This is a genomic window from Bradyrhizobium sp. SZCCHNR1017 (genome assembly GCF_032381375.1).
In the GTDB taxonomy this organism is placed as follows: domain Bacteria; phylum Pseudomonadota; class Alphaproteobacteria; order Rhizobiales; family Xanthobacteraceae; genus Bradyrhizobium.
In genome coordinates this window covers 481488-499858 of sequence record NZ_JAUHIR010000004.1, presented here as the reverse complement: position 1 = coordinate 499858, position 18371 = coordinate 481488, and the positions used below count along the sequence as shown (strand labels likewise).

19 protein-coding genes are annotated in these 18371 nt (G+C 66.8%); 7 read left to right on the top strand and 12 right to left on the bottom strand.

Translation table 11 applies throughout. The features are described from left to right. Positions 1-78 precede the first annotated feature (78 nt). Genes QW863_RS14445 through QW863_RS14435 form a run of 3 tightly spaced genes read left to right on the top strand, consistent with a single transcriptional unit; the run spans position 79 to position 3984 of the window. On the top strand, positions 79-906 hold the full coding sequence (locus tag QW863_RS14445) for a class II glutamine amidotransferase (protein WP_315713673.1): 828 nt from the start codon (positions 79-81) through the stop codon (positions 904-906). A 25-nt stretch (positions 907-931) separates the two neighbouring features. Next, positions 932-2707, top strand: coding sequence for an N-acetylglutaminylglutamine amidotransferase (locus tag QW863_RS14440; protein ID WP_315713674.1), 1776 nt, complete (start codon positions 932-934; stop codon positions 2705-2707). A 20-nt stretch (positions 2708-2727) separates the two neighbouring features. Continuing rightward, positions 2728-3984 (top strand): carboxylate-amine ligase, encoded by a 1257-nt coding sequence (locus tag QW863_RS14435; RefSeq protein ID WP_315713675.1) that lies wholly within the window; start codon positions 2728-2730, stop codon positions 3982-3984. Here QW863_RS14435 and QW863_RS14430 read toward each other — a convergent pair. The 3 genes from QW863_RS14430 to QW863_RS14420 all read right to left on the bottom strand — a co-directional run bounded on the left by QW863_RS14430 (position 3968) and on the right by QW863_RS14420 (position 6853). Beyond that, the gene (locus QW863_RS14430) at positions 3968-5173 is read right to left on the bottom strand and encodes an amidohydrolase family protein (protein ID WP_315713676.1); all 1206 of its coding nucleotides are present in this window, start codon (positions 5171-5173) and stop codon (positions 3968-3970) included. The genes QW863_RS14435 and QW863_RS14430 overlap by 17 nt on opposite strands. A gap of 112 nt (positions 5174-5285) precedes the next feature. Continuing rightward, the gene (locus QW863_RS14425) at positions 5286-5918 is read right to left on the bottom strand and encodes an alpha/beta hydrolase (RefSeq protein ID WP_315713677.1); all 633 of its coding nucleotides are present in this window, start codon (positions 5916-5918) and stop codon (positions 5286-5288) included. Next, positions 5915-6853: a ring-cleaving dioxygenase gene (locus tag QW863_RS14420; RefSeq protein ID WP_315713678.1), complete on the bottom strand. Its 939-nt coding sequence runs from the start codon at positions 6851-6853 to the stop codon at positions 5915-5917. Before QW863_RS14420 ends, QW863_RS14425 begins: the two co-directional genes overlap by 4 nt. Before the next feature lie 131 nt (positions 6854-6984). Here QW863_RS14420 and QW863_RS14415 point away from each other — a divergent pair, with 131 nt between their 5' ends. The 3 genes from QW863_RS14415 (at position 6985) to puuE (ending at position 9761) form a co-directional block, all read left to right on the top strand. Next, on the top strand, positions 6985-7890 hold the full coding sequence (locus QW863_RS14415) for a LysR family transcriptional regulator (RefSeq protein ID WP_315713679.1): 906 nt from the start codon (positions 6985-6987) through the stop codon (positions 7888-7890). Positions 7891-7971: 81 nt separating this feature from the next. Then, complete coding sequence (gene uraH / locus QW863_RS14410; RefSeq protein ID WP_315713680.1) at positions 7972-8328, top strand: hydroxyisourate hydrolase; 357 nt, start codon at positions 7972-7974, stop codon at positions 8326-8328. A 5-nt stretch (positions 8329-8333) separates the two neighbouring features. Then, entirely contained in the window at positions 8334-9761 is a 1428-nt protein-coding gene (puuE, locus tag QW863_RS14405; RefSeq protein ID WP_315713681.1) for an allantoinase PuuE, read from the top strand. On the opposite strand, the gene QW863_RS14400 is transcribed toward puuE, so the two are convergent. Both QW863_RS14400 and QW863_RS14395 read right to left on the bottom strand, forming a co-directional pair. Then, positions 9752-11104, bottom strand: a complete 1353-nt coding sequence (locus QW863_RS14400; RefSeq protein ID WP_315713682.1) for an amidase — start codon at positions 11102-11104, stop codon at positions 9752-9754. The genes puuE and QW863_RS14400 overlap by 10 nt on opposite strands. Beyond that, the gene (locus tag QW863_RS14395) at positions 11091-12284 is read right to left on the bottom strand and encodes an MFS transporter (RefSeq protein ID WP_315713683.1); all 1194 of its coding nucleotides are present in this window, start codon (positions 12282-12284) and stop codon (positions 11091-11093) included. The genes QW863_RS14400 and QW863_RS14395 overlap by 14 nt, the downstream gene beginning before the upstream one ends. Positions 12285-12313: 29 nt before the next feature. Between QW863_RS14395 and uraH (QW863_RS14390) the strand changes: the two genes are divergently transcribed. Continuing rightward, positions 12314-12655 (top strand): hydroxyisourate hydrolase, encoded by a 342-nt coding sequence (gene uraH, locus QW863_RS14390; protein ID WP_315713684.1) that lies wholly within the window; start codon positions 12314-12316, stop codon positions 12653-12655. 194 nt (positions 12656-12849) lie between these two features. Here uraH (QW863_RS14390) and QW863_RS14385 read toward each other — a convergent pair whose 3' ends face one another. The 7 genes from QW863_RS14385 to QW863_RS14355 form a co-directional block, all read right to left on the bottom strand. Continuing rightward, positions 12850-13665, bottom strand: coding sequence for an ABC transporter permease (locus QW863_RS14385; protein WP_315713685.1), 816 nt, complete (start codon positions 13663-13665; stop codon positions 12850-12852). Further along, positions 13662-14531, bottom strand: coding sequence for an ABC transporter permease (locus tag QW863_RS14380; RefSeq protein ID WP_315713686.1), 870 nt, complete (start codon positions 14529-14531; stop codon positions 13662-13664). The genes QW863_RS14385 and QW863_RS14380 overlap by 4 nt, the downstream gene beginning before the upstream one ends. A gap of 4 nt (positions 14532-14535) precedes the next feature. Next, entirely contained in the window at positions 14536-15582 is a 1047-nt protein-coding gene (locus tag QW863_RS14375) for an ABC transporter substrate-binding protein (RefSeq protein WP_315713687.1), read from the bottom strand. Between the two features lie 25 nt (positions 15583-15607). Next, positions 15608-16693 carry an ABC transporter ATP-binding protein gene (locus tag QW863_RS14370; RefSeq protein ID WP_315713688.1) on the bottom strand — a complete coding sequence of 362 codons (1086 nt, stop codon included), beginning with the start codon at positions 16691-16693 and terminating at the stop codon, positions 15608-15610. Positions 16694-16909: 216 nt separating this feature from the next. Next, complete coding sequence (locus QW863_RS14365; protein ID WP_315713689.1) at positions 16910-17659, bottom strand: aspartate/glutamate racemase family protein; 750 nt, start codon at positions 17657-17659, stop codon at positions 16910-16912. A gap of 65 nt (positions 17660-17724) precedes the next feature. Beyond that, on the bottom strand, positions 17725-18177 hold the full coding sequence (locus tag QW863_RS14360) for a DUF3429 domain-containing protein (RefSeq protein ID WP_315713690.1): 453 nt from the start codon (positions 18175-18177) through the stop codon (positions 17725-17727). A gap of 4 nt (positions 18178-18181) precedes the next feature. Further along, positions 18182-18361, bottom strand: a complete 180-nt coding sequence (locus QW863_RS14355; RefSeq protein WP_315713691.1) for a DUF2256 domain-containing protein — start codon at positions 18359-18361, stop codon at positions 18182-18184. Between the last annotated feature and the right edge of the window lie 10 nt (positions 18362-18371).

The following is an 18371-nucleotide window of genomic DNA, read 5'->3' as shown; positions in this document are numbered from 1 at the left end:
TGCTTTGACGCGTTTCCGCCTGCTCCGAAAGAACGCGCAGGCGTGCCGCGAGCCCATTGATTGAACCGGAGGGGCAGGATGTGCCGCTGGATCGCGTATCGCGGTGAGACGACCGCTTTCGAGCACTATGTGACCGAGCCGGAACATTCCCTGGTGACGCAGAGCATCCGCGCGCTGGAATCCACCGCAGGCACAAATGGCGATGGCTTCGGTCTGGGTTGGTATGGGGATCATCCTGAGCCCGGCCTGTATCGCGAGACGCGCCCGGCGTGGTCCGATGAGAACCTCCGCTATCTCTGCCGACACCTGCATTCACATCTGTTCTTCGCGCATGTGCGCGCCGCGACCGGCACGGCCGTGACCCGTCAGAACTGCCATCCGTTTGCCTGCGGCCGCTGGCTGTTCATGCACAACGGCTTCGTCGGTAGCTGGAACAGACTGCGCCGCAAGGTCGAAGCAATGATTCCGGACGCGCTGTATCCATCGCGGCTCGGCACCACCGATTCCGAAGCCGTGTTCCTCGCCATCGTCGGCGCCGGCATCGATCAGGACCCGATCGGTGCGACATCGAACGTGCTGCGCGCGCTCCGCCAGCTGGTCAACGAGGACGGTCTGCGTGAGCACCTGCGCTTCACGTCCGCCCTGTCGAACGGCCACGATCTCTACGCATTTCGCTTCGCTGCGAATGATCGCGCCAACTCGCTCTACTACCGGGAAGATGGCGATCAAGTGATCGTCGTCTCCGAGCCTTTTGACAAGGAGCCGGACTGGATCGAGGTTCCGCCCGATCACGTGCTGGTCGCGCGCGCGTCCAGACCCGCCGAAATCGTTCCGCTATTTGCCACGGACTCTGCCGGTTTCATCGCGGAACGCAAACGATCACAGAGGGTTGTCGGCGGCACATAACACAACAGAAACTGGATGATCCGCGATGTGCGGCATTTGTGGTGAAGTTAGGACTTCCGGACAGCCCGCGCTCGCGGCGCTCGGCCGAGTCAACGATGCAATGCAGGCGCGCGGTCCCGACGCCGCCGGCCTCTACGTGCAGGGCGGAATCGCGCTCGGCCACCGTCGTCTCAGCATTCTCGATCTATCAGCCGCCGCGCAGCAGCCGATGATCGATGCCGCGCTCGGTCTCGGCATCGCGTTCAATGGGTGCATCTATAATTTCCGCGAGCTGCGCGCCGAGTTGCAGGCGAAGGGCTATGGCTTCTTCTCCGACGGCGATACCGAGGTGATCCTCAAGGCCTATCATGCCTGGGGCAAGACCTGTGTTCAGCGCTTCAAGGGCATGTTCGCCTTCGCACTGTGGGAGCGCGACAGCGGACGCGTCGTGATCGCGCGCGACCGTCTCGGCATCAAGCCGCTGTACTACACCGAGGGGCCGGGCTTCCTCCGCTTTGCCTCGTCCCTGCCGGCGCTGCTCGCCGGTGGTGATGTCGACACCTCGATCGACCGAACGGCGCTGCATCATTTCTTCAGTTTTCACGCCGCCGTTCCGGCGCCGCGTACGATCCTCAATGGCGTGAAGAAGCTCGAGCCGGCGACGTTGCTGACGATCGAGCCCGATGGAACGCAGCGCCGCGAAAGGTACTGGCAGTTCAGCGTCGGCGCGTCGCGCTCCACCGATCGCGCCATGAGCCAGGAAGAATGGTCGGATGCATTGCTGGACGCGATGACATCGGCGGTGGACCGTCGCCGTGTCGCCGACGTGGCCGTCGGTGTGCTGTTGTCGGGCGGGCTGGATTCGTCGCTGCTGGTCGCGCTGCTGTCCAAGCTGGGACACGAGGACATCCGCACCTTCTCGATCGGCTTTGACGCGGTGGGGAAGCACACCGGCGATGAATTCCACTACTCCGACATCATTGCACGGACGTTCGGCACTCACCACGAGCAGATCAGGATAGGCGGCACCTGCGCGCTCGACGCCTTGCCCCATGCCATCGCGGCCATGTCCGAGCCCATGGTCAGCCACGACGCGGTCGCGTTCCATCTCCTGTCGTCCGAGGTCGCCAAGCGTGTCAAGGTTGTGCAGAGCGGGCAGGGTGCGGACGAGGTGTTCGGCGGGTACAGCTGGTATCCGGGCTTTCTCTCGGCCAACGATCCCGTTCAGCAATATCAAAATGCCTATTTCGACTGGACGCATTCGGATCTGCAGCGGCTGCTGGCGCCGGAGTTGCTCGGCGAAGACGACGAGAGCCTGGCATTCGTGGAGCGCTTCTTCGCAGCTCACGCTGGCGCCTCGGCGGTGGACAAGGTGCTGCAGATCGACACCGAGATCATGCTGGTCGACGACCCCGTGAAGCGGGTCGACAACATGACGATGGCGTTCGGGCTGGAGGCCCGCGTGCCGTTCCTCGATCACGACGTGGTGGAGCTCGCCGCGCGCATGCCCGCCGAGCTGAAGGTGAAGAACGGCGGCAAGCACATTCTCAAGGAGGCGGCACGCCGCTGCGTGCCGGCGGAGGTGATCGACCGTCCCAAGGGATACTTCCCGGTGCCGTCGCTGCGCTATCTGCGCGGCCCGTTTCTCGACTATGTCCGCGACGTGCTCAACGACGAGAAGGCGCGCGCACGCGGTCTCTACCAACGCGACTTGATCGACCACATGTTGCAAAACCCCGAAGCCGAGATGAGCCCCAAGGGACATTCGCGGCTGTGGCAGGCGGCCCTGCTCGAGGCATGGCTGCAGACTCACGGCATTTGACGTCTGACAGGATTGATCACATGGGATTGGATCCACGCATCTTGGAGAAGCTGCGGCTCGGCCTGAGCGATGACGAGCGTCGTCTGGTGATCCGCTCGGCCACCGGCAGCGAGGAAGTCACGGAATATTCGTTCGGCATCGAGGAGGAGTACTTTCTCGTCGATGCGCAGACGCGCGATGTCGCGATCCGCACGCCGGACGATCTGTTCGAGGCCGCCAACTGGTCGACCGGCGGACAGGCCATGCGCGAGATGCTGCAGGTGCAGCTCGAGGTCGCCACCAACGTCCATGTCGATGTCGGCGATGCGCGCGAGGAGCTGAAATTCCTGCGGCGCGAGGTTGCCAGCGTGGCGAGTCAGTATGGCCTGACCATCCTGGCCTGCTCCACGCATCCGACCGCGACGTGGCGCAGCTCGCAACCGAGCCCCAAGCCGCGCTACGCGGAGATGATGGAGGACCTCCGCATCGTCGGCCAGCGCAACATGCTGTGCGGCATGCACGTGCATGTCCAGTTGCCGGACCCGGACCTGCGCTTCGCGGTGATGCGGGCGATGCTCCCTCACATCCCGGTGTTCGTCGCGCTGTCTGCGTCCTCGCCGTTCTGGAATTCGCGCGAGACGGGCCTGAAGGGCTATCGGCTCGCCGCCTATGACGAGCTGCCGCGCAGCGGCCTGCCCGAGCTTTTCACCTCGAAGCAGCAATATGATCGCTATGTCGCGGCGCTGACGAAGTCCGGCGTGATGCCGGACGAGAGCCATGTCTGGTGGGCGATGCGGCCGTCGCTGCGGCATCCGACCTTGGAGTTGCGTGCGCCCGACGTCTGCACGTCGATGGATGACGCCGTGGCGATTGCCTCGCTCTATCGCGCTTTGGCACGCTACCTCTATCTCAATCCCGATCTTGCGGAGACCGTCGGCAATGTCGAGCGCGCGATCGCGGTCGAGAACAAGTGGCGGGCGCAGCGCTATGGCACCGACTGTCTGTTCGTGACCGAGGACGGTCCCGTGACGGGCCAGGAGATCCTCAACCGCATGATCGCGGATGTCGCACCGCATGCGGAGGCTCTTGGATGTCTCGCCGAGGTCGAGCACTGCCGCATCATCATGCAGTTCGGCAGCTCGGCCGACTATCAGCTGCAGGCCTATCGCGAGTCCGGCGGACAATTGTCGGCCGTGACGCGCTGGATCGAGTCCGCGACGGTGTCGCGCGCCGAGCCGCCGCGCTCACAGGCACCGGTCGAGCCGGCACAACGACGCGGGCCTAGGTCGGCTGCCTGATCACACGGCCGTCGCGCGCGATGAGGCGGCCGTCCTTGTAGACTGAGCGGCCCTTTGGCACGGCGACGACGGCCTCCGGCACGTGCTCGGCATCGAGGGTGATGAAGTCGGCCCGCGCGCCGACGCGCAGGCCGTAGTCCGCAAGCCTCAAGGCCTTGGCGCCGGCCTCGGTGACGAGGTCAAAGGCCATCCGCAACTCGTCATCGACATAGAAGCCGGAGCGATAGCCGACCATCATGGCGCGGTTCAACAGATCGCCGTCGCCATAGGGCCACCAGGAATCGCGGATGTTGTCGTTGCCGCTGAACACGGTGACCCCCGCCGCGCGCAGCACCGCCACCGGCGGGAAGGGCCGCGCGCCCGGAGCGTTGGTCATGATGGCGACGCCAGACGCCGCCAGGACGTCGGCAATCTTCTTCAGCGGGTCAGCAGGCAGGTCGCCGAGCGCGTAGGCGTGGCTGACCGCGACGCGCCCTTGCATGCCGAGGGCGCGCGTGCGCGCCGCGATCTGCTCCAGCTCGAACAGGCCGAGCATGCCCGGATCGTGCAGATGGATATCGACATCGACGCCGTGCTTGTGGGCTGTGCCGAACACGACGTCGAGATGCCTCTCGACGTCGCGGTCGAAGCTCGCGGGGTCGAGCCCGCCGACGAGGTTGGCGCCGAGCCGGATGGCCTCGTCGAGCAGCTCGGGCGTGCCCGGGCTCTTGAGGATGCCGCTCTGCGGAAAGGCGACGAGCTGGATCTCGATCAGCTCGCGATACTCGTCGCGGACGCGCAGGATCGTTTCCAGCGATGTGAGGCCGACGGAGCCGTCGACCATCACATGGCTGCGCATCCGCGTGGTGCCGTGGCCGATGCAGAGATCGAGCTGGTTGCGGGCGCGCACGTCCATCGGCGCCGCCGCCGCCATGTTCTGCGCCTGGAACGTGACGCGCTCATGCACGTCGAAGCCGTTGGTGCACGGCTTGTGCGGCTTCCAGGCATCGCCGTAGAAGCTGGTGTCGAGATGGATGTGGCCCTCGACCAAGCCTGGCACGAGCAGCGCGCCGCCGAGATCAATCACCTCGCACGCCTCGGGGCGCTCGGTCTCAGCGAGAACACCGCTGATGCGGCCGCCGTCGACCGTGATCGCATGGCGCGCGCCATGGTCGAGCCGCGCATTGATGAACAGCTTGTCGACGGCCATGCACGATCCTTCCCATCCATCCGCCAGCATCGGAGCCGCCGGAGGGGCGGTCCGATGCTGGTGCCGATGAGACCACATTCTTGGCCAGGAGCCGCGACAGCCGCAAGCGTCTTCAGGCGGCGATCGCCTGCGGCAGTCCGGCGAGCCAGTCGCGCGCCAACGTCACATCCGCCTGCGACAATTGGTGCCCCGCCGGAAGCGTCGTGTGGGTCACGTCGGCGCCGGCCTCGGTGAGCTGCGTGCACAGCTTCGCCGAATTGCTGGCGGGCACGATCGGATCAGCGAGCCCCGACAGCATCAGCACCGGCCGGCGCGCGAGCGTGGCGGCCGGAGGATGCGCCAGCGGCACCATGGCGCGGAACAGCACTGCACCGGTCAGCGCTTCCGGCTGCAGCAGCAGCAGCGCGGCGGCGATGTTGGCGCCGTTGGAGTAGCCGACCGCGACCGGCGCTCCGATCCCGTAGTGCTGACGCGCCTCGCCGACGAAGGCGCCGAGCTCCAGCGCGCGCCGGCGGACGTCGTCCTCGTCGAACACGCCCTCGGCAAGCCGGCGGAAGAAGCGCGGCATGCCATGCTCGAGCACCTGGCCGCGCGGCGACAGCAGGGCGGCGCCGGGCGACAGCGTGGCGCCGAGCGGCAGCAGATCGTTCTCGTCGCCGCCGGTGCCGTGCAGGAGCAGCAGTGGAGCTGCTCCCGCCGTGTGTCCGGGCTGGAAGCGGTGGGTGAAGGACAATGCCACGGTCATGATGCGGCCTCTTCGAGGTTGGGCAGCACGCCTTCGATCTGCTTGCGGTGCGATTCGAGGAAAGCGGGCAGCTTCAGGTTTCGTCCGAGCTCGGCGACCGGCTCGTCGACCGCGAAGCCCGGGATATCGGTCGCGATCTCGAACAGCACCCCGCCAGGCTCACGGAAGTAGATCGAGCGGAAGTAGTTGCGGTCCTTCTGCTCGGTCGGATGCAGGCCGTGGCGATCGACCAGCCGCTGCGCCATCACGCCCTGTGCGGCGTCATCGGCGGCGCGGAAGGCGATGTGATGCACCGACCCGGCGCCCTGCGCGCCGCGCAGGAAGCCCTTGGCCTCGTAGATGTCGACCACGCTGCCCTGCGCGTCGCCCGGCGCCTTGAAGCGGATGACCGAGCCTTCGCAGCCTTGCTCTGCAAAGCCGAACACATCGGTGAGGACGGCGGCGGTCTTCTCGGCGGAGTCGAGCAGCAGGGTCACGCCGTGGAAGCCGCGGATCGCGTGCTCGGCCGGAATGTCGCCATTGCTGTAGCCGGGCTCGTTCTCCGCGCCGGGGACACCGACCAGCGCGAGCGCCATGCCGTCCGGATCGGCGAACGGCAGCACGGATTCACCGAAGCGCTTCTCCAGCGCCTCATAGGCGATGCCCTTCTCGGTCAGGCGCTGCGTCCAGTAGCCAAGGGAGCGCTGCGGCACCCGGAACGCGGTCTGGTGGGTCTCGCCGACGCCGCGGCGGCCCGGCCGCACGCCGGCCCAGGGGAAGAAGGTCAGGATGGTGCCGGGGCGGCCGGTCTCATCGCCGTAGTAGAAATGATAGGTGCCGGGATCGTCGAAATTGACCGTCTTCTTGACGAAGCGCAGCCCGAGGTCGCGGGTGTAGAAGCCGAAATTGCGGATCGGATCGCCGGCAATCGCAGTCACGTGGTGCAGTCCGGGCATGTGGGTCTCCTGTCGATGGGCCCCCGAAAGGACCGTTGAATTCCTGGGCACAATATTGGCCGGCTTTGATTTGGAGACAATCCGTGCTCTTGTGACGTCTCTGTCTACGATTTGGCGACAATGGCGGGCCTATGGACAAGCTGAGCAGCCTGCGGGCCTTCGTGAAGGTGGTCGAGAGCGGCAGCTTCGCCGAGGCCGGCCGGCAGTTGCGGCTGTCGCGCTCGGCGATCTCGAAATATATCGGCGAGCTGGAGGCGAGCCTCGGCGTCCAGCTGATCGTCCGTACCACCCGCCATGCCAGCCCGACCGAGACCGGACAGCTCTATTTCGAGCGCGCAGTCTCGATTCTCGCCGAGCTCGACGCCGCCGATCAGGCCGTCAGCCAGTCGCAGGCCGCGCCGCGCGGGCTCTTGCGCGTCAACGCGCCGATGTCGTTCGGCACCATGCGGCTCGGTCCCGTCGTCGCCGATTTCATGGCCCGCTATCCCGAGCTGCAGTTGCAGATCGTGCTGAGCGACGACCTGCTCGATCCGGTCCAGGACGGTTTCGATGTGACCTTGCGGATCGCCGAGCTGGAATCGTCGAGCCTGGTGGCGCGGCGGATCATGCCGGTGGAGCGCGTGATCTGCGCCGCGCCGGCCTATCTCGCGCGGCACGGCACGCCTGGCAGCCCGGAGGAGCTGCGTCGTCACACCTCTCTCACCTACGGTTTCCTGCTGACCGGCAATCAGTGGAAGCTCACCGGCCGCGACGGCGACCACTGGGTCCAGCCGGCGTGGTCGTTGTGCGTCAACAATGCCGAGGTGCTGCGCGACGTCGCCATCAGGGGACAGGGCATTGCGCTGATCCCGCGCTTCATTGCGGCGGACGCGCTCGAGAGCGGCGCGCTGACCGCGATCCTCGCCGATTACGCCGCGCCGCCGCTCGCGCTGTATGCGATCTATCCGCCGACGCGGCACCTCTCGGTGAAGGTGCGGCTGTTCATCGACTTCCTGGTCGAGCGCTTCGGCAAGGAGCGCGACGTGACCAGCCCGTAGGCTGAGACTGAACTGCAAATCGCCTCGAACCTTTAACCTGGCGCTGATAGTGTTCCGAACCGGCAGCAGAGGGAACGATGCATGGGGCGGCTGAGCACGCATATTCTGGATACGGTCAGGGGCAAGCCCGCGGCCGGCGTCGCGATCGATCTCGATGTCCTCGAGCCGGACGGCTCCTGGCGCCGCGTCAAGCAGGTCCGGAGCAATGCCGACGGGCGCACCGACCAGCCGGTGCTGGCGGCCGATGACTTCACCACCGGCACCTACATGCTGACCTTCCATATGGGAGCTTATTTCAAGGCCCATGGCCTCGCCTCTGAAGACCCGCTGTTTCTGGACTTGATCCCGCTCCGCTTTTCCGTCGCCGACGCCGGCGCGCACTATCATGTGCCGCTGCTCGCGACGCCCTGGAGCTACCAGACCTATCGCGGGAGCTGATCCGGATGAGTGCTGACGTCTATCCGCGCGACATGGTCGGCTACGGCCGCACGCCGCCGCATCCGCGCTGGCCCGGCGATGCCCGCATCGCGGTGCAGTTCGTGATCAACTACGAGGAGGGCGGCGAGAACAACATCCTGCACGGTGACGCTGCCTCCGAAGCCTTCCTCTCCGAGATCGTGGGCGCCCAGCCGTGGCCGGGCCAGCGCCACATGAACATGGAATCGATCTACGAGTTCGGCTCGCGCGCCGGCTTCTGGCGGCTGTGGCGGATGTTCACCGCGCGCAAGCTGCCGGTGACGGTGTTCGCCATCGCGAGCGCGATGGCGCGCAATCCGGATGCTGTTGCTGCGATGAAGGAAGCCGGCTGGGAGATCGCCTCCCACGGCCTGAAATGGATCGACTACCGCGATGTCCCCGAGGTCGACGAGCGCGCCGATATCGAGGAGGCTATCCGGCTCCATACCGAGCTGACGGGCGAGCGGCCGCTCGGCTTCTACCAGGGCCGCACGTCGGAGCGCACGCTCGACATCGTGTTGAACGAGCAGGGCTTCGTCTACAGCGCCGATTCTTATGCGGACGAATTGCCGTACTGGATCGCAGGGCCGCACGGCCCGCAACTGATCGTGCCCTATACGCTCGATGCCAACGACATGCGCTTCGCCACCCCGCAGGGCTTCAATTCCGGCGACCAGTTCTTCGCCTATCTGAAGGACAGTTTTGATACGCTCTACGCGGAGGGCGCGGAGAGCCCGCGCATGATGTCGGTCGGGTTGCACTGCCGGCTGGTCGGCCGCCCCGGGCGCGCGGCCGCGCTGGCGCGCTTCCTCGACTACATCACGGGTCATGACAAGGTCTGGGTCGCGACCCGGCTCGACATCGCGCGGCACTGGATCCGGACGCATCCGCCGGCCGGCGCGTGGCGGCCCTCGCAGATGTCGCGCGTGCTGTTCGTGGAGCGCTATGGCGACATCTTCGAGCACTCCCCGGAGATTGCCGACCGCGCCTATCGCGCCGGCCTGTCCGCATTCGACGACGCCGCGGATGCGCTGCATACGACGCTCATGAACGTCGTCCGCGCCATGAGCCGCGACGAGAAGCTGAAGCTGATCCGCGCCCATCCGGAGCTCGCCGGCCGCGAGGCACTGGCGGGTGAGATGACGAACGACTCGATCGGCGAGCAGGGTCGGCTCGGCTTCACCTCGCTGTCGCGCGCCGAGTTCGAGCGCGTCGCCGACATCAACCGCCGCTATCGCGACAAGTTCGGCATGCCGCTGATCGTCGCTCTGGCGCTGCACGCCGACCGCCCCTCGGTCATCGCCGAGATGGAGCGTCGCATCGGCAACGACCCGGACAGCGAGATCGCCAACGCCATCGACCAGATCGGCCACATCACCCGGGCCCGGCTGGCGAAGAAGTTCGATCAGGACTGAGCAAGGATCCGCTCGGCGTCGGCAGCGACATCGAGCAGCAGGCGGTCGTGGCCGCGGGCCGCGATGAGTTGCAGACCGAATGGCAGCCCGTGAACGTTGGCGCCGCAGGGGATCGAGATCGCCGGCACGCCGGCGTGATTGGCGTAAGGCGTGAACACCGCATGCGCGCGCGGGCTCGCCGGCTTGCCGCCGATCTCGGACGGGCCGAGCTGCGTGAACGGCCAGGCGACGCAGGGCACGGTCGGCGCCAGCAGCACGTCGGCCTGTGTGAAGAAGCTTGCGAAGGCCCGCGCGATCTGCGCGCTTGCCTCGAGCGCACGCGCGACGTCGGCGCCGCTCAGGCCGAGCCCGCGCTCGATCTGCTTGGCGATATCTGGATCGAATTGCGCCGGATCATTGTGGAAGGCATCGCCGTAGAGCGCGGCCAGCCCGGCATGCTGGAGCGGCATCACCGCGTCCTCGGCAAGGCCGGCCGGCCAGACGGGATCCTTGTCGACGATCGGCATGCCGCCGGCGCGGAGGCGGTCGACCGCCCGCCGCAGGCCAGCGCTGATGTCGTCATCGACCGCGACGTCCAGCCCGAGCCGCGGCGAGAACGCCACGCGCGGCGGCGTTGCATGATCCGCCGCGGCCACATCGAACGTATCAGGATCGCGCGGGTCGGCGCCGGCCATGATCTCGAACGCAAGCCTGGCATCGCCGACATCGGCCGCGATCGGCGCAATCACCGAGATGCGCCAGAATGGCTCGGGGAATCCCGGGCCGTAGGGAATGGCGCCGAACGACGGCTTGAAGCCGACCACGCCGACATGGGCCGGCGGCCGGCGGCTCGAGCCCCCGGCATCGGTGCCGATCGCGAGCGGCACGAGCCCAGCCGCCACCGCAACGGCGGGACCGCCCGACGAGCCGCCGGGCGTGAGCTGCCGGTCCTGCGGATGAACGGTCGGTCCGAACAGCCGCGAGGTCGTCACGCCCTTGCAGGCGAACTCGGAAGTTGCGCCGATGCCAACGATCACGGCGCCAGCGCGGCGCAACCGCGCAATCGCGATCGCATCCTCGGGCGCGATGAAATCAGCAAACAGCCGCGAGCCCTGCGTGATGCGCCAGCCCTCGACCCAGATGTTGTCCTTGACCACGATCGGCACGCCGGCGAGCCGCATTGCTTCGCCGGCGGCCACGCGCGCATCGACGGCAACGGCCTCGGCGCTCGTTCGCGCCGGATCTGTGGTGACGACGGCGTTGAGGTCATGGGCCGCCGCGATCCGCGCCAGCGCCTGCTCGGCCATCTCTCTGGCGGTGCTTTGCCGCGCCATGACAGCGCGTGCGATGTCACTTGCGCGCATGGGATCGCTCCATCAGCAGTACGGCTGTGCCTGCGGCCGCCGTCAATCCGAGTGCGACGAAGCTGCCGCCGAGTCCCACGCGGGGAGTCAGCAGCGCGACGAGCAGCGGTGCGGCGACAAGGCCCAGGAACGAGGCGGTGAGCACTGCGCCTGTCGCCTCGGCGACGCGTCCGGGCTTGGCGAGATTGGCGACCTCGGCGATGAACACGCCGTTCCAGCCGCTCGCCGTCAGCCCGAACACGATCGTGAGCAGGATCAGGATCGATCGGCTCAGCAGTGGCCCGCAGAGACCGAGCAGCATCGCGCAGACGGCCATGCCCACGCCCGCCATCACCAGCACGGCGCGCGCCGAGCGCAGGCGCGTCGCGACCACGCCCCAGCCCAGCCGTCCCATCAGGCCGGCGCCTTGCGCCGACGCCAGCACCCAGCCGGCCTCGACATGGCTCAGCGCGAGCTCTGACGTGCCGAAGCTGACGAAGCAGGTATTGAGGATGACCTGCATGCCACTGAACGGAATCGAGGCGACGGCGAGCGCGGCCATGCGGCGGTCGGCGCTGATCAGTCGCAATCGATCGAACAGGCCGAGCCGCGGCATGGTTGGCGGCGTCATGGCATAGGCCGGTCTGAGACGCTCGAAGCCGGCGACGGCGATGGCGGCGCAGACGATCACGGCGGCATAGGCGGAGCTCGGCGCCAGCAGCACGGCGATCGGCGGCAGCAGCAGCGAGCCGACGACGGCGCCGATCTGGTTGCCGGTCTGCCGGATCGAAAACACCATCGCGCGCTTCTCGGCCGGCACGAGCCGTCCGAGAAGCGCCGAGCTTGCCGGTGTCTCCGGTCCGACCGCAAGGCCGAGCATCAGCCCGGCCCCGAGCAGCGCCCATCCGCTCTCGAACAGCGCCAGCGACATGCCAGCGCAGACGGCGACCGCGCACAGGGCCGCCACGCGCAGCGAGCCGACGCGCTGGACCAGCGTGCCGCCCCAGAACGAGGAGACGAGGCTGATGGTGAAGGCTGTGGTGGAGAACAGCGACAGTTGCTCGATGCTCAGTCCAGCGCGCGGCGCCACGACGCCCGGCGCGAACAGCGCCAGCGACACCAGGGCCTGCAGCGCGGTCATCGCAGCGACTGCAGGCCACAGCGGCGGCGCTGGCGTTGATGCTTGCTTCGCGGCTATCATGCCGCGACAACCTGATGGCGGAGCACGAAATGGCCGGTGGAATCTCGGTTCATGCGGTTGATGTGGCGAACGGGCGCCCCGCGCGTGGCCTGCGCGTCGCGATCTGGCGCGTGACGCCCGATCGCACGCTGCTCGCGGAGGGACAGCTCGGCGCCGATGGCACTCTGCAGGCGCCGGTCGTCGAGGGCGACGGCGTGACCGCCGGCGAGTATGAGGTGCTGTTTCATGTCGGCGAGTTCTTCGGGACTGGCGCTCAGACGAAATTCCTCACCACAGTGCCGTTTCGCTTCGCGATCGACAAGGTCGAGGAGCACTTTCATCTGCCGCTCAAATTCACTCCCTGGGGCTATTCGATCTTCCGTGGGGCCTGAGGTACAGCTCGCGCCGTCGTACGCTGATGGTTGGACGATCCTGCCTGCCAAGGAAATACTCGTCATGCCCGTGTCCCGGGCATCCACGTCCATCCACGATCGCCGGCCGACGTGGATGGCCGGGACAAGCCCGGCCATGACGGCTTGGAGTTGGACGGGCACGAACTCCCAATTTCAGGAACGGGCACTCAGCCTCAACCCGTCAGCCGCTTCGACAGTCCGGTGGTGCGCTCCATGATCGTCATCAGCGCGATCGTGGCAATGATCAGCACGCTCGACAGCGCGGCGATGGTGACGTCGAGCTTGCCTTCGAGGTCCTGCCACATGCGGATCGGGAGCATGTCGGTGGCGGCGTCGCGCAGGAACAGCGACACCGGCACGTTGTCGAACGATGACATGAAGGCGATGAAGGCACCGGAGATGATGCCGGGGCGGATCAGCGGCAAGACGATGCGGCGGAACGTGTAGAGCCTGGAGGCGCCGAGGATCGCCGAGCTTTCCAGCAGGGTCGGCTCGAGCTGGGCCAGTGCCGCGACGGTGTTGCGGACGACATAGGGCACGCAGACGATGGTGTGGCCGATCACCAGGGTCAGCAGCGACACCGGTAGGCCGATCAGCGAGAAGAACATCAGCGCCGCCAAGCCGAAGGCGAGTGCCGGCAGTACCAGCGGCGACATGAACAACGAGTCCAGGAGCTTCGCCGTGAGCGTCTTCGAGCGCGAGATCGCCAGCGCCGCGGCGACGCCGAGCATGATCGACAGACCCGTCGACCATAGCGCGACGACGACGCTGTTGCGTGCGGCGAACTGCAGCTGCCAGGCGTTCCACAATTCGACGTACCAGCGGGTCGAATAGCCCGGCGGCGGGAATTTCAGCGAGAAGCCGGACGTGAAGGAGACGATCACCACGACCAGCGACGGCGACACGATCAGGATCAGCGCCAGCACGGCAACCACCGTCATCACGATCTGGAAGCTCAGCGCTTCCCAGTTGCGCTGGCGCTGGCTCATCTGGCGTCTCCATAGCCGCGCGCACGCCGCCCGAGTGTCGAGAACAGCGCGACGATGGCGAGCACTGCGAACAGGAAGATGATCGAGATCGCCGCCGCGAACGGCCAGTTCTGCAAGGTCGAGGCCTGCTGATACAGATACATCGGCATGAACAGCATCTGACCGCCGCCGACCAGCGACTGCGTGATGAAAGCGGTGATCGCAGCCGCATAGGTCAGGGTGCAGCCCGCGATGATGCCTGGCATCGACAGCGGCAGCATCACCTTGACGAAGGTGCGCCAGCTTCCGGCGCCCAGCGAGGCCGAGGCGTCGGAGAGATTGGGATCGATGCGGCCGATCGCGGTGATCAGGGGAAGCACCATCAGCGGCATCTGTACCTGCGCGAGCGCCGCGACCAGTCCGCCTTGCGTGTAGATCATGCGCAGCGGCGTGCCGATCAGCCCGAGCGATTGCAGCACGGAGTTGATGATGCCCTGCCGGCCCAGGATCACGATCCAGGCGAAGGTGCGGACGACGACGCTGGTGAGCAGCGGCAGCAGCACGATCATGATGATCAGGGTCTGCACCCGGCTGCCGGAGCGCTGGTACAGCCAGGCGATGGGATAGCCGAGCACGAGACAGGCGAGCGTCACCTCGGCGCCGAGCAGAAGCGTCGAGCCGAGCACGGCGAGGCTGAAGGGGTCGGTCAGGAATTTGACGTACTGGCCGAGCCCCCACACCGTCGCCGCGGTGTCGTTGTGCAGCGAGAGAAAAAGAAGTTGCGCCAGCGGCAGCACGAAGAAGATCGCGAACACCAGGCCCAAGGGCAGAGCAAGCCCTAGGCTGAAGCTGGTCACGTCTCCAGGTGCGGTCGTGGCGCTCTTCATCGCGTCAGATCTTGATGTCGCGGTTGAACTTCTCGATCCAGGACGCGCGCTGCTCGTTGATCTTCTTCCAATCCTGGAACACGAACTTCTTCTTCAGCTCCGCGGTGTCCTTGGCCAGCACCTTTGCGATCTCGCCGGACATCGCGACCTTGGTGTTGGTCGGCACGATCAGATACGGTGAGTTCATCAGCGTGGTCTGCACCTCCGGTGACAGCGCCGCCTCGATCAGCTTGAAGGCAAGCTCCTTGTTCGGTGAGTTCTTGACGATGTGGATCGTGGTCTTGAAGGCGATCGCGCCTTCCTTGGGCGCCACGAACTCGACGGGCACGCCGCGCGCTTTCAGGATCTGGATGGCGTTGAAGTTGCCGGGCGAGATGTCGATCTGGCCCTGCTGGAACAGGGTCGCCAGCGCGCCGGGATTGGCGGCGACGGCGGCGAGGTTCGGCTTCAGCTCCTCCAGCGCCTTGAAGCCTTCGTCGACATTGGCTTCCGAGCCGCCGCGCATGCGCGCGATCTCGACCAGCCAGCCGGTGCCGAGCGTGGAGTTCAGATTGGTGATGCCGACCTTGCCCTTGAACTCGGGCTTCCACAGATCGGCCCACGAGGTCGGCGGCGTCTTCACCGTCTCTGGATTGTAGGTGAGGCCGACGACCTGGAAGAACGGCGCCGGGCCCATCGCGTCCTGCGCTTCCGGAATCAGGTCCTTGAAATAGGTGCTCTTGTCGGCTGGGTAGGGCTCGACGAGATCCTGGCCGATCGCGACCAGCGCCGGACCCGGGTCGTGCAGCATGACGTCGATCGGCGGATTGGCCTTGGCGGCGTTGACCTTGGCGATCTGGTCGACCGACAGCATCGGATCGAGCACGATCGCCGCATCGGTGTTGGCCTTGCGGAAGGCAGGGACGAGCACGGCTTTATGTGCTTCTTCCCAGCTGCCGGTGAAGGTCGCGAACACCAGCGGCCGCGCCTGCGCGAGGCTCAAGCCCGGGAAGGCGTGCATGGCTCCCAGCGTCAAGGCGCTGGTCAGGAGCCGGCGGCGATCAAGCATCATGTTCCACTCCGATGTGTCTGTTGGTCTATTGCGGGAAGACGGTGGCGAGGCCGGGTGCGATCGGTGCGACCCGCACCGGGGCGCCGGCCTCGCGCAGCGGCGTGCCGCCGGTGCGGGCCTGCGAGATCTTGATGCTGGATCCGTCCTTGGCCTTGATCTCGTGGACGACGGTGGCGCCGAGCGGCAACGCCATGCCGATCTCGCCGGCAAAGCCGGTGTCGTCGCTGACGAAGGTGAGGTGCTCGGGACGCAGGCAGACGGTGACCTTGTCTGAGGCACTGACCGGATGCGGTGCGCGCGCGATGATCTCGCCGCCGGCCTCCAGACCAACCTTGACACTGCCCGCGTCGGTCGCGATCACGGTCCCCTTCATCTTGTTCGCCGTGCCGACGAAGCTGTTCACGAACAGCGTCTGCGGTTGGTCGTAGATCTCGGACGGCGTGCCGAACTGCTCGAGATGACCATGGCTGAGCACGGCGACGCGGTCGGCCATCGACAGCGCCTCCTCCTGGTCGTGCGTCACGATCAAGGTTGTGGTGCCCGCCATGCGCTGCAGCCGCTTGACCTCGATCTGCATGTCGAGCCGCAAATTCTTGTCGAGCGCCGCGAACGGCTCGTCGAGCAGCAGGATCGACGGCTTGATCGCCAGTGCGCGCGCCAGCGCCACGCGCTGCTGCTGTCCGCCGGACAACTGCCGCGGCAGCCGCTCGCCGAACGGGCCGAGCTGCACCATGTCGAGCAGCCGCTGCGCTTCCTTGTTGCGCGTCGCCTTGTCGACGCCGCGCGCGGCGAGGCCGTAGCCGACATTCTCGGTGATCGAGAGATGCGGAAACAGGGCGTAGTTCTGGAACACGATGCCGACGGCGCGGCGGTTGGGCGGCAGCGCGTCGACGACGTCGTTGCCGATGATGACGCGCCCCTCGCTCTGGCCGATGAAGCCGGCGATGATGCGCAAAAGCGTGGTCTTGCCGCAGCCCGAGGGCCCAAGCAGGGCGATGATCTCGCCGCCTTTCACATCGAGATTGACGTCGGAGACGGCCATCGTGCCGCTGGCGAAGCGGTGCGTGATCCGATCCAGAACGAGCGACTTGGCGTCCGATACGCTGGCCATGGGCTTCCTGCTCTATTCGTTTGAAAAAGCAAGAAGCGTGCCGCCTTTTCAGGCAGTGGCGGCTGCTTGTGTACAAAAGAGGATATGACAGGTACGCCAGTATTAAGATGCCATTCCAGCTAGGAGGCACGGGCGTGCGCCGACGGCGATGCGCTCCCTCTCCCCGCAAGCGGGGAGAGGCAAGGATCGAGCAAGCCCACTAACAGTGTCGTCCAGCTAACCGTCGCGATGCTCCAGCCGTGCGGCCAGCGCCGCGGGCAAGCCCGTCGTCGGTTTCGCGGCCGGGCGGCGGAAGGTGCCGGCGGTGGCTTTGCGCATCTTCAAGGCGAGCAGTGCTTCGGCCTGCTTCACCGCCGCGATCACCTGATCGACCACCGGCACCGGGATACGATGCGCGACCCGGGCCGCGAGGCCGGACAGCGGCGCGCCGGCGAAGATCAGGACGTCGGCCTCGTTCTCCTCGACCGCGCGCAGCGCCAGCTCGACCAGCAGCTCCTCCTTCTCGTGCTGCACGTCGGAGATCTGCTTGAAGCTGCCGTCGAGCATGCGGATGCCGGCGCAGCGCTCCATCAGCCCGTGCATGCGCACGCACTCCTCGTACCAGGGGCCGAGCGCCTGCGCGAAGGTGACGATCGCGAAGCGCCGTCCAGCCATGCAGGCCGTCAGCATCGCGGCCTCCGCAAGCCCGATCACCGGCACGTCGAACAGCTCGCGCGCCGCGAACAGGCCGGGATCGCCGAACGCAGCGATGATCGCAGCGTCGAAGGTGCCGTGACGCTCCGCCAGCATCTCCAGTGCGACGGCGCCGCCGATCTGCGCCTCGGCGCGGGTGGCGATGTAGGGCACGCCGCGCGGCGCGGTGCAGGGGATCAGGGTGGTGCCGGGCGCAGCAGCCTCCCGGCCGACCTGCAGCATCAGGTCGGTGATGTCGGTGCGGATGTTGGGATTGAGCAGCAGGATGTTCATGGCGCCTCGCGAGTGGATATGCGAGCTTGCCCGAGGGATTGCCGCATTGTCCACAACGGTGACCGTCAGAGCGCGCCCTTGACCACGATGCCTATCAGCGTGGCGAGCAGAGACAGTATTGCACCAAGGCTGAGCAGCCGCCGCAGCTTCAGGAACCAGGCTCGTCGATCGTCGCCGCCGAAGCTGAACTCATCGTAGACCAACGCGGTCAGCAGCGCGGCTTCGAGCAGCACCAACGCGGGCAGCGGCGGCAGCAACAGCGCGACCCAGCCGAGCAGGGACGGCGTCACCCCCCAGCTCATGCGCGGCCAGACTGCCAGCGCCGGCGTCTGCACGGCGACGCCCCAATGGATCGCGCCGAGAAAGCTCACGATGACCGCGCCATAGCCGATCTGCGCGCGCAGCGCGGCCAGCCGGATCGGATCGTCACCTGCAATCACCAATGCGGCGAGGCCCGCGAACGGAATCAGCCCGGCGAGGCCGAGAATGCGCATCGGAGCGGGGACGCCGGACATCATGACGCTAGCCTCCGCGGCTCCTGGCGATCGCAGTGGGCGTCCGGCCGCGGTCGGATCGGCAGCGGTCCGAGCAGTATCTCACCTCGTTCCAGTCGCGTGCCCATTTGCGCCGCCACGCAAACGGGCGGCCGCACGCAGCGCATATCCTGGTCGGCAAGTCGGCCTTGCGCCGCATCTTCGGCATGGCGTCACCA